This is a genomic window from Streptomyces sp. NPDC053069 (assembly GCF_044546895.1).
Classification (GTDB): domain Bacteria; phylum Actinomycetota; class Actinomycetes; order Streptomycetales; family Streptomycetaceae; genus Streptomyces.
Genome location: NZ_JBITZN010000013.1, coordinates 272,561 through 284,189, shown reverse-complemented (window position 1 = coordinate 284,189; position 11,629 = coordinate 272,561). Strand labels below are relative to the sequence as shown.

Here is an 11,629-nt window from a genome sequence, read left to right as displayed (position 1 = left end):
ACACCTCCCTCAACGGCACGGGAGCCCTGTCCGTTGCGCACCCCGACCTCACACCGCCCCCGTCACTCGATCAGTGGCCGCACTGAAAACGCTCACTGACGGGAAAGTCCTCCAGGACCAGAGTGCCGTCGTGATACAGCCGGGTACGCGTCACCATGGCCCGAGGCTAGTGTCTTACACCCCTGTCATGCCGCTTCGCCCCGATTTCAGCGCGGCAGGTTCATCGACAGCAGCCACCCTCTGTGGGGGCCTTACGTCAAAGCCCGCGACATCCGGAGCTCCGACCGACGAGCATCGGGTGCCGGTCCGAAGGCAGGGATGTGGGTACCCGGCTGCCGCATCGCATCCGGCGTGCACCGCCCGACCGGATGCGGCCCGTCAGCCGGGAAGGACACACCGAGACCATGACCACGCACACCCCGCCCCGTCGCCCGCCTCCCCCCGCAGGCGGCAGTGATTTCGCCCGCCTGTCGAAGAAGATCGCCGAGGCCGGCCTGATGAACAGGCGACCCGGCTACTACACCGTCCGGTCCATCGCCGTGGCCGTCGCCTACGCCGGGGGCTGGAGCGCGTTCGTCGTCATCGGCGCCGGCTGGTGGACCCTGGCGGTCGCCGCGTTCCTCGCCGTGATGTTCGGGCAGGTGGCTCTGCTCGCCCACGACGTCGCGCACCGCCAGGTCTTCCGCCGGCGCCGGCCCAGCGAGACGGCCGGCCGCATCGCCAGGGCCGCGATCGGGATGGGCTACGGATGGTGGCAGGACAAACACACCCGCCACCACGCCAACCCCAACCACGAGGACCTCGACCCCGACATCGCCCCGGACCTGCTGGTGTGGTCCCAGGACCAGGCCCGTGCCGCGACCGGACTGCCGAGGATCATCGGCCGTCGGCAGGCGTTCCTCTTCTTTCCCCTGCTCCTGCTCGAAGGGGTCAACCTTCATGTCTCCAGCGCGCGAGCACTGGGCAACCGCACCCTGAAGAACCGCGCCCTGGACGGCACGCTGCTCTACGGGCACACCGCCGCCTACCTGACCGCACTGTTCCTCGTCCTCCAATGGCGATCGCGTTCCTGGCCGTCAACCAGGGCCTGTTCGGCCTCTACCTCGGCTGCCTCTTCGCCCCCAACTACAAGGGCATGCCGACCCTGACCGGCAACGACCGCCCCGACTTCCTGCGCCGTCAGGTCCTCACCGCACGCAACGTACGCGGCAGCTGGTTCACCGACCTCGCCCTGGGCGGCCTGAACCACCAGATCGAACACCACCTGTTCCCCAGCATGCCCAGCCCCCACCTGCGCAGGGCCCGGCCCCTCGTCCGCCACTACTGCCAGGACTTGGGAGTCGACTATCTGGAAACCGGACTGATCGCCTCCTGCCGGCAAGCACTCGCCAGTCTCCACCGAGCAGGAGCGCCACGGCGAGCCCGTATCAGCAGCGCCCGAGCATGACGCACCGGCGCCGACGGTAGATGATCTCGCCGCCCTGTCTGAACCAGGAGGCAATCCCGTCGAACCGCTTGCACGAGTCGGCAGCTGTAACGCATCCAGATGCCCTTGCCGTACTCCAGCGCCTTTTCCCGGTGCCCGGCTGAAGTGATCCGGTGAGACCCAGCGGCTGGAACAGCCCCGTCGGCTTCCCGGCGCGGCTGCGTCGTCTTACGGCTCCCCTCCCAGATGGGCGCAATCGCAAATCCAGCGTCCCGCGAGCATCGCAGGAGCGCGCACTGTGTGCGGAGCCGAACGCGGTCATGCGCGCAAGCACAGTCGAGATCACGGCGAAGCCCCGCCGGAGCGCTCCGGCGGGGCTTCGTCTCATGGCTCCGAGCAGAAGCCCCGTCGGGGGATGGTTCCCGGAAGGGCTTCACTGCTTCGCCCTCTCACACACCGCTGTCACGAACTGAGCGGACACCCGCGAACCATAGGGACCTGACCTGCAATTTTGTGCGCGCCCCGGAGCGGCTGGACACCCATGGACGATCGTTACGACCTGTGGCGGGTCGTGCCGAGGGACGGTCCCAGGACCAGGACCGGGGCGCCTTCCGGTCCGTCGAAGCCGTGTTCCAGGAGTTCAGTCGTCGTCGTGCTCACCCGTTCACGCTCGCACATCTCACGAGCGGAGCGGACAGCGGGGGCGCCCCGGCAGGAACCTGGGCGCCCCCGGCGTCAGGGGCGGACGGAGCGCTGACGTCCCTGGTCAGAGGGTATGAGGGAGACACGCGAAGGGAGTTCGGGACCGTACCGCCCGGCGGCTGGGGGCCGGCTGCGCGGCGAGCACCTCAGCGCCCGCGCCCTTCGAAGCGGTAGCCCATGCCGGGCTCGGTGATCAGATAGCGGGGGTGGGAGGGGTCCGTCTCCAGCTTGCGGCGCAACTGCGCCATGTAGACGCGCAGGTAGTTGGTCTTGTTGCGCTGCGAGACGCCCCACACCTCCTGCAGCAGGTGCTTCTGCGTGATCAGCCGGCCGGGGTGGGTCACCAGGATCTCCAGCAGATGCCACTCGGTCGGGGTGAGCCGTACGTCCCGCCCGTGGCGTACTGCCTTCTTGGCGAGCAGGTCGATGCTGAAGTCCGCCGTCTCGACCAGCGTCGACTCCGACACGAGCGGTGTGTCCTCGGTACGGCGGACGGCGGCCCGCAGCCGGGCCAGCAACTCGTCCATGCTGAACGGCTTGGTGACGTAGTCGTCGGCACCCGCATCGAGCGCGGCCACCTTCTCGTCGGACCCCTGCCGCGCGGACAGGACCATGACCGGGGCACGGGTCCAGCCGCGCAGTGCCTTGAGGACGTCGATGCCGTCCATGTCGGGCAGGCCGAGGTCGAGCAGGACCACGTCGGGCCGGCGCGCGGCGGCGAGCCGGAGGGCCGTGGCACCGTCGGGGGCGGCGTCCACGCCGTAGTGACGTGCCTGCAAGTTGATGACGAGGGCCCGCACGAGCTGCGGGTCGTCCTCCACCACGAGCACCCTGGTCATGGCGTGTGCCTCTCCTGTCATGCATAAGGCGGTCACGTGCGCGTCACAAGGTCCTTGAGCGCGATGTTGAGCTCCAGGACGTTCACGCGGGGTTCGCCCATGAAGCCGAGGGTGCGGCCGGTGGTGTGGTCCTTGACCAGCTTCTGCACGGCGGAGACGGACAGGCCGTTCCTCACGGCGACCCGGTGGACCTGAAGGTCCGCGTAGGCCGGGGAGATGTCCGGGTCCAGGCCGGAGCCGGAGGAGGTGACGGCGTCGGCGGGGACCCGGGACGGCTCGACCGTGTAGCCGGGTACGGAATTGTCCTTGACCACCTCGGCCTTCGCCTGCTCGACGGAGCCGACGAGCTTCTTGCTGTCGGCGGACAGGTTGGTGGCGCCGGACAGGATCAGCCTGTACTGCGTGTTGAGGCTGTTCGTACCGAGGCCGTCGGCCGGGCGGGGCTGGAAGTACGCGAGGTCGTACCCCTGTTGGCCGATCAGGGACGAGCCGGCGACCCTGCCGTCCGCCTTGATCTCCGAGCCGTTCGCCCGGTCGGCGAAGAGCGCCTGGGCCACACCTGTGACGGCCAGCGGATAGATGACGCCGGTGAGCACGGTCAGCACCAGCAGTGCCCTGAGGCCCGCGCCCAGCAACCGGACTGCGTTCGCAAGGGAGTTGTTCATGGTGGACTTCACCCGATCCCGGGGATGAGCGAGATGAGCAGGTCGATGATCTTGATGCCGATGAAGGGTGCGACCAGGCCGCCGATGCCGTAGATCCCGAGGTTGCGGCGGAGCATCCTGTCGGCGCTCATCGGCCGGTACCGCACACCCTTCAGGGACAGCGGCACCAGCGCGATGATGATCAGCGCGTTGAAGACGACGGCCGACAGGATCGCGGAGTCGGGCGAGGACAGGTGCATGATGTTCAGCTTGTCCAGGCCCGGGTGGACCGCCGCGAACAGCGCCGGGATGATCGCGAAGTACTTCGCGACGTCATTGGCGATGGAGAACGTCGTCAGCGCACCCCGGGTGATGAGGAGTTGCTTGCCGATCTCGACGATCTCGATCAGCTTGGTCGGGTTGGAGTCGAGGTCGACCATGTTGCCGGCCTCCTTGGCGGCCGACGTACCGGTGTTCATCGCCACGCCGACGTCCGCCTGGGCGAGGGCCGGGGCGTCGTTGGTGCCGTCACCGGTCATCGCGACCAGCTTGCCGCCCGCCTGCTCCCGCTTGATGAGGGCCATCTTGTCCTCGGGCGTGGCCTCGGCGAGGAAGTCGTCGACGCCCGCCTCCTCGGCGATCGCCTTCGCGGTCAGCGGGTTGTCACCCGTGATCATGACCGTTTTGATGCCCATGCGGCGCAGCTCCTCGAACCGCTCCCGCATGCCCTGCTTGACGACGTCCTTGAGGTGGACGACACCCAGCACCCGGGCGCCCCTGTCGTCGTGCACGGCGACCAGCAGCGGGGTGCCGCCCGCCGCCGAGATGCGGTTGGCTGTCGCGTCCGCGTCCTTGGCGACCGTGCCGCCCCGCTCCTCCACCCAGGCGAGGACGGAAGCAGTTGCACCCTTGCGGATCTTCCGGCCGTCGACGTCCACACCCGACATGCGGGTCTGGGCGGTGAACTCGATCCACTCGGCGCCGACCAGCTCGCCCTGGTGGCGCTCGCGCAGCCCGTACTTCTCCTTGGCGAGGACGACGACGGAACGGCCCTCGGGGGTCTCGTCGGCCAGCGAGGACAGCTGGGCCGCGTCGGCCACCTCCGCCTCGGTGGTGCCCTTGACCGGCACGAACTCGGCGGCCTGGCGGTTGCCGAGCGTGATGGTGCCCGTCTTGTCCAGCAGCAGGGTCGACACGTCACCGGCGGCCTCGACCGCACGCCCGGACATGGCCAGCACATTGCGCTGCACCAGCCGGTCCATGCCCGCGATACCGATCGCGGACAGCAGGGCGCCGATCGTGGTCGGGATCAGGCAGACCAGCAGGGCGACGAGCACGACCATGGTCAGGTGCGTGCCCGCGTAGGTCGCGAACGGCGGCAGGGTGGCGCAGGCCAGCAGGAAGACGATGGTCAGCGAAGCGAGCAGGATGTTCAGCGCGATCTCGTTGGGCGTCTTCTGCCGGGCGGCGCCCTCGACCAGGTTGATCATCCGGTCGATGAAGGTCTCGCCCGGCTTCGTCGTGATCCTGATGACGATCCGGTCGGACAGGACCTTCGTACCGCCCGTGACGGCGCAACGGTCACCGCCGGACTCCCGGATCACCGGAGCGGACTCACCCGTGATCGCCGACTCGTCCACCGAGGCGACACCCTCGACGACGTCACCGTCACCGGGAATGACATCGCCGGCCTCGCAGACCACCAGGTCGCCGATCCGCAGATCGGTGCCGGGAACCCGCTCTTCGAAGTCCCCGGTGATCCGGCGGGCGACCGTGTCGGTCCTGGCCTTGCGCAGGGTGTCCGCCTGCGCCTTGCCCCGGCCCTCGGCGACCGCCTCGGCGAGGTTGGCGAAGAGCACGGTCAGCCACAGCCAGACACTGATCGTCCAGCCGAACCAGTCGGTCGGGTCCTTGGCGGAGAAGACGGTGGTCAGGACCGAGCCGATCCACACCACGAACATCACGGGCGACTTGGCCATCACCCGCGGGTCGAGCTTGCGGAAGGCTTCCGGCAGGGACCTGACCAGCTGCTCGGGATCGAAGAGACCCGCTCCGACCCGGCCTTCGGCGGGCCTGTGCCCGGTGGGTGCGTCCTGGTGGGGCGCAAGGGTGGGGGTGGACATGGAGTCCTCGTGGTTTTCCGTTCGGGTGGTCATCACGCCAGTCCTTCGGCGAGCGGCCCCAGCGCGAGGGCCGGGAAGTACGTGAGACCGGTGATGATCAGGATCGCGCCGACCAGCAGGCCGGCGAACAGCGGTTTCTCGGTGCGCAGGGTGCCCGCGGTGACCGGGATCGGCCTCTGCCCGGCGAGCGAACCGGCCAGGGCCAGGACGAACACCATCGGCAGGAAGCGGCCGAGCAGCATCGCGAGTCCGGTCATGGTGTTGAACCAGTCGGTGTTCGCGTTCAGGCCGGCGAAGGCGGAGCCGTTGTTGTTCGACGCCGAGGTGAAGGCGTACAGCACCTCGGAGAACCCGTGCGCACCCGAGTTGAGCATCGAGTGCGGCGGGGTCGGCAGCGCCATCGAGGCCGCGGAGAAGACCAGCACCAGCGCCGGGGTGACCAGGATGTAGCAGGCGGCCAGCTTCATCTCCCGGCCGCCGATCTTCTTGCCCAGGTACTCGGGCGTACGGCCCACCATCAGGCCGGCGATGAACACCGCGATGACCGCCATGATCAGCATGCCGTAGAGGCCGGAGCCGGTGCCGCCGGGCGCGATCTCGCCCAGCATCATGCCGAGCATCGCGATCCCGCCGCCCAGGCCGGTGAAGGACGAGTGGAAGGAGTCCACCGCACCCGTCGAGGTGAGCGTCGTCGACGTCGCGAAGATCGACGAGGAGCCGACCCCGAAGCGGACCTCCTTGCCCTCCATCGCCCCGCCCGCGATCTGCAGCGCCGGGCCGTGGTGCGCGAACTCGGTCCACATCATCAGCGCGGTGAAGCCCAGCCAGATCGTGCCCATCGTGGCGAGGATCGCGTACCCCTGCTTCACCGAGCCGACCATCACGCCGAAGGTGCGGGTCAGCGAGACCGGGATCACCAGGATCAGGAAGATCTCCAGGAGGTTGGTGAACGGGGTCGGGTTCTCGAAGGGGTGGGCGGAGTTGGCGTTGAAGATGCCGCCGCCGTTCGTGCCCAGCTCCTTGACGGCCTCCGTCGAGGCGACCGCGCCGCCGTTCCACTGCTGGGCACCGCCCGTGAACTGCCCGACCTCATGGATGCCGGAGAAGTTCTGGACCACCCCGCACGCCACCAGTACGACGGCGGCGATCGCGGCGCCCGGCACCAGGATCCTCAGCGTGCCGCGCACCAAGTCGGACCAGAAGTTGCCGAGTTCGCCGCCGCGCGAGCAGGCGAACCCGCGCACCAGCGCCACGGCCACCGCCATGCCCACGGCCGCCGACACGAAGTTCTGCACGGCCAGACCGGCGACCTGGACGACATGCCCGATCGTCTGCTCACCGTAGTACGACTGCCAGTTGGTGTTGGTCACGAACGACACGGCCGTGTTGAACGACTGCGCCGGGCCGACCGAGGAGAAGCCGAGCGAACCGGGCAGCACGCCCTGGAGCCGCTGGAGGAGGTAGAGGAAGAGGACGCTGAGGGCGGAGAAGGCCAGCACACCGCGCAGGTACGCGGGCCAGGTCATCTCGGCGTCAGGGTTGGCACCGATGGCCCGGTGGATCCACTTCTCCACCCGCAGGTGCTTCTTCGAGGAGTAGACCTTGGCCATGTAGTTGCCGAGGGGGATGTGGGCGAGCGCCAGTGCGCCCATGAGGGCGAGCAGCTGGAGGAAGCCCGCGACTTCTGGACTCATGTGCTGTTCTCAGAACCTCTCCGGGAAGATCAGGGCGAGGACGAGATAGCCCAGCAGGGCGACGGCCACGACCAGGCCGGTGATGTTCTCGGCGGTCACAGCTTCGTCACCCCCTTGGCGACGAGGGCCACCAGCGCGAAACCCGCGAGCACGGTGACGACGAAGGCCAGATCGGCCATCGTGAACTCCTGGAGTGAGGTTCGGTGGAAACGGACGGTTAGAGAAAACCGCCTGTCCGGCCGGATCCGGTCGTCGTTGACGGCTCTCTTACGGCGGCCCGTACGGCTTTGACGGGACCCTTACGGCTCACGGCAGCCGGAAGCGCAGCCGGCAGATCACCGCGTCCGTCTCCCGGCGCACGGCATGGGCGACGACGGCACCCCGCTGGTTCTGCAGCAGCCGCTGCCACAGCCGTTCGGGCTCGGTCTCCGGGATCAGCACGGTGATCCGCGTGCCCGGCTCGGTGGCGGCCACCTCACGCACATAGGCGGCGATCGGACGGCCCAGACTGCGCCGCTCGGCGGCCAGCCGCACCAGCTCCACCCCCGGGTCCCACTCCGCCCAGGCCCGCTCCAGGGCGCACAGATGGGCCCGGTCCTCGGGGTCCGGGTAGCCCACGGTCACGGCCCGCACCTCGTCGCCGAGCGAGCCGGCCGCGGTCAGCGCCTCCGAGGTCAGCCGGGACAGGGACGACACCGGAACGACCACCAGCGAGCGTTCCCGGTGCGGGGCCTGCGGTATCCGGCCGAGGCCGAGCCGCTCACCGATCCGGCCATAGGCGCGGTGCACGGTCTCGAAGGCGACGACCAGCACCGGCAGCGCGATCACGATCAGCCACGCGCCCTCCTCGAACTTGCTCGCGGTCACGACCACGGTCGCGACACCGGTGAGCAGCGCGCCGAAGCCGTTGAGCAGCGCCTTCCCGCGCCACCTCCGCCCCCGTGCCCGACGCCAGTGCCGGACCATCCCGGTCTGCGCGATCGTGAAGCCGACGAAGACACCGACGGCGAACATCGGCACCAGGGTGTTGGTGTCACCGCCGGAGAAGACCAGCAGCGCGGCCGAGACCACCGCGAGCGCGAGGACGCCGTGCCGGTGGACCTGACGGTCGGCCTTCAGGGCGAAGACGTGCGGCGCGTAGTTGTCGCGGGCGAGCAGCTTCAGCAGGACCGGCAGCCCGCCGAAGGAGGTGTTCGCGGACAGCGCCAGCAGGATCATCGTCGCGAACTGGATGACGTAGAACGCCCCGTTGTGGCCGAGCGAGGCGTCCGCGAGCTGCGCGAGGACCGTGACGCCCTCGACCGGCTGCAGGTGGAAGCGGCCGATCAGCACCGACAGACCGATGAGCATCGGAGCGAGTACGGCACCGAGGCCGACCTCCGCGCGCTGGGCCCGGCGGACCCGCGGCACCCGGAAGGACGGAACGGCGTTCGCGATGGCCTCGACGCCGGTGAGTGCGGCACAGCCGGAAGCGAAGGCCTTCAGCAGGAGCAGGGCGCCCACGGCGGAGGCGTTGTCCGCGACGGCCGAGGCGTGCCCGGCCGCCGTCACCGTGCTCACCGGATGCGAACGGAACAGGCCGACGGCGACGAGGACGAGGACCGAGCCGACGAACACGGCCGTCGGCACGATGAACACCCGCGCCGACTCCGCGATCCCGCGCAGATTGACGCCGGTGATCAGCGCGAGCACCACGAGGCACAGCCACAGCCGGTCGTCGTACAGAGCGGGGAAGGCGGAAGTCAGGGCCGCCACGCCCGCCGTCACGGCGACGGCGACGTTGAGGACGTAGTCCAGCACCAGCGAGGCGGCGGCCACCAGACTCGTGCGCGCCCCCAGATGCGTCCTCGCCACGGCGTAGGAGCCGCCGCCGTCCGGGAAGGCCGCGATCACCTGCCGGTACGACGCCACCAGCACGGCCAGCAGGGCGGTGATGGCCAGCGTCACCGGCATCGTGAAGCCGAGGCCGTGGGCGCCCGCGCCGGCCAGCACGAGCACGATCGCTTCCGGGCCGTACGCCACCGAAGCCATCGCGTCCAGCGACAGCGCCGCGAGGCCCGTGATCGCGGTCAGGCGGTGGGGTTCGCCGGCATCAGGGGGCTCCTCGCCGGCGGGGACGGCATCCGGCTCGGCGGTCAGGACGGGCATGGGCGCGTGCTCCTTCTTGCTCCGGCTTCTTTCGCCGGCTTCTTGGTCCGAGCGCGCACGAGGGCTGACGTGTGCACGGATGCACTCAGGTTCTGACCGATTCCGACTGCATCCGGCTGTTCCTTGCGGCATCTTCGCACCCAGCCTGCGGATTCTGACGGGACCTTGACGGGCTCTCGGGTGCCGCGGGGCGGCTTCTCGGCGGCGGCCCGGACGACCTTGACACTGTCTTGACGTGGTCCGGGCCGCTAGGGTGAGAGCAGGTGTGCCGGGAAGTCTGGTCGGCCGGGGGCCAGGGTGGCTTCCGCTCTCCCAGGGGGACGGCATGCGCAGCGTCGGTACGGTTCTCGCCCTCGTGGTCCTCGCCACGATGGTCGCCACCTTCGCGCGCCGGTGGCGCATTCCCGCTCCCTCCCTGCTGGTGGTCGCCGGCCTGGCCGTGGCACTGCTGCCGGGCACCCCGCAGATCGAGATCAGCCCGCAGATCATCGGACTCGTGGTGCTGCCGCCCCTGCTGTACGCGAGCGCCGAGGACATGCCGTGGCGGGAGCTGCGGGCGGTGTGGAAACCGGTCGGTGTCCTCGCGATCGGTCTGGTCCTGGCCTCGGCGGCCGCCGTAGGGGCGGTGGCGGCGTTCGTGACTCCCCTGTCGTGGCAGATGGCATTCGTGCTCGGGGCCGTGCTGGCCAGCACCGACCCGGTGGCGGTCACCGCGCTCGGCCGCCGGCTCGCCCTGCCGCCCCGGGTACAGGTCCTGGTGCAGGCGGAGAGCCTCTTCAACGACGCGACCTCGCTGGTGCTGGTCCGGGTGGCGGCCGGTATCGCGGTGGCCTCGACGGCTGCCCACTGGAGTGCGGCGGGCGGCCAGTTCCTGCTGCTGGCCGGCGGTGGCACGGTGATCGGGACGGCGGTGGCCGGGGTGATCACCCTGATCCGGCGCCGCACCGAGGATCCGGTGCTGGAGACGGTGATCGCGCTGGTCACCCCGTACGCCGCCTATCTGCTGGCGGAAGTCGCGCACACCTCCGGTGTCACCTCGTGCGTGGTCGCCGGAGTGGTCCTGGGCGGCCGGGGCGACCGGCTCACCAACGCCCGTATCCGGCTCCAGCTGCACGCCGTGTACGGCACGGTGGTGTTCCTGCTGGAAAGCGTGGTGTTCAGCCTCATAGGGCTGGCGCTGCCCGCGCAGGTGCGGGCGCTGGCCGACGGCGACCGGACCTGGCCGCTGTACGCCCTCGCGGTCGCCGCCACGCTCATCGCCGTACGCCTGCTGTGGCTGGCGCCGCTGTCCGCGGTCGTGCAGCGCGAGGGCGGCCTCAGCCGTGGGAACTGGCGGCTGCCGATGGTGCTCACCTGGGCCGGCACCCGCGGGGTGATGCCGCTGGCCGCCGCCCTGTCCATCCCCGAGGTCACCGGGAACGGCACCCCGCTCGCCGACCGCCCGCTGGTGCTGGTCCTGACCACCTCGGTCGTGGTCGTCACCCTGGTCGGGCAGGGCTTCACCCTGGCCCCGGTCGTGCGCGCCTCCGGCATCGCCCTGGAGCCCGCCCACACCGCACGCGAGGAGGCCCGGGCCCGCGCCCACCTCGCACACGCCGGCCTGGCCCGACTGGAGGAACTCGCGGAGCTCGAGGTCGTACCCGACGTCGTTCTCGACCGGCTCCGCCGCGGCCTGACCGCCCGCCTCGACGACGCCCGCGACCGCCTGGCCGGGAGCGAGGGCACCGACGGCGCGGCCGCCGAGTCCGCCGACCTGGTCTACCGCCAGCTGCGGCGCGACCTGATCGCCGTCGAGGCGGGGGAACTCCAGCGGCTCTACGACGCCCACGCCATCAGCGACACCACCCGCCGCAGGCTGCAGCGCGCACTGGACCTGGAGGAGGCCCGGCTGACGGACGCCTAGGGCGTGCGGGCGTTGACACACCCCCGACCGTGCGGGCGGTTGACGCACTCGACGGGTGACGGGTGCTGCCGGATGCCGCGCCTGCGCAGGTGGCCGCGGACGGCGCGGGCCCGGCCGACGGCGTGGCCGGCCGGTTCGGCGTGGCGGGTC

General features: G+C 70.1%; 7 protein-coding genes and 2 pseudogenes. 2 read left to right on the top strand and 7 right to left on the bottom strand.

The window, feature by feature from the left end; genetic code table 11:
- Window positions 1–404 precede the first annotated feature (404 nt).
- Window positions 405–1,447: pseudogene (locus tag ACIGXP_RS28670) on the top strand (fatty acid desaturase family protein).
- A gap of 540 nt (window positions 1,448–1,987) precedes the next feature.
- Here the strand turns inward: ACIGXP_RS28670 and ACIGXP_RS28665 are convergent.
- The 7 genes and pseudogenes from ACIGXP_RS28665 to ACIGXP_RS28635 all read right to left on the bottom strand — a co-directional run.
- Window positions 1,988–2,104, bottom strand: a pseudogene (locus tag ACIGXP_RS28665) (3-oxoadipate enol-lactone hydrolase); the annotation flags it as partial.
- Window positions 2,105–2,274: 170 nt separating this feature from the next.
- Window positions 2,275–2,967, bottom strand: a complete 693-nt coding sequence (locus tag ACIGXP_RS28660) for a response regulator (RefSeq protein WP_399773058.1) — start codon at window positions 2,965–2,967, stop codon at window positions 2,275–2,277.
- Window positions 2,968–2,999: 32 nt separating this feature from the next.
- Window positions 3,000–3,632: a potassium-transporting ATPase subunit C gene (locus tag ACIGXP_RS28655; RefSeq protein WP_399773055.1), complete on the bottom strand. Its 633-nt coding sequence runs from the start codon at window positions 3,630–3,632 to the stop codon at window positions 3,000–3,002.
- Window positions 3,633–3,640: 8 nt separating this feature from the next.
- Entirely contained in the window at window positions 3,641–5,767 is a 2,127-nt protein-coding gene (gene kdpB / locus ACIGXP_RS28650; RefSeq protein WP_399773053.1) for a potassium-transporting ATPase subunit KdpB, read from the bottom strand.
- A complete protein-coding gene (gene kdpA, locus ACIGXP_RS28645; protein WP_399773049.1) occupies window positions 5,767–7,428 on the bottom strand; it encodes a potassium-transporting ATPase subunit KdpA in 1,662 nt (553 codons plus the stop codon). The genes kdpB and kdpA overlap by 1 nt, the downstream gene beginning before the upstream one ends.
- A gap of 9 nt (window positions 7,429–7,437) precedes the next feature.
- Window positions 7,438–7,527: a K(+)-transporting ATPase subunit F gene (gene kdpF, locus ACIGXP_RS28640; RefSeq protein WP_175435521.1), complete on the bottom strand. Its 90-nt coding sequence runs from the start codon at window positions 7,525–7,527 to the stop codon at window positions 7,438–7,440.
- Window positions 7,528–7,734: 207 nt separating this feature from the next.
- A complete protein-coding gene (locus ACIGXP_RS28635; protein ID WP_399773045.1) occupies window positions 7,735–9,576 on the bottom strand; it encodes an APC family permease in 1,842 nt (613 codons plus the stop codon).
- Window positions 9,577–9,901: 325 nt separating this feature from the next.
- Between ACIGXP_RS28635 and ACIGXP_RS28630 the strand changes: the two genes are divergently transcribed.
- Window positions 9,902–11,479 carry a Na+/H+ antiporter gene (locus tag ACIGXP_RS28630; RefSeq protein ID WP_399773042.1) on the top strand — a complete coding sequence of 526 codons (1,578 nt, stop codon included), beginning with the start codon at window positions 9,902–9,904 and terminating at the stop codon, window positions 11,477–11,479.
- Window positions 11,480–11,629 lie beyond the last annotated feature (150 nt).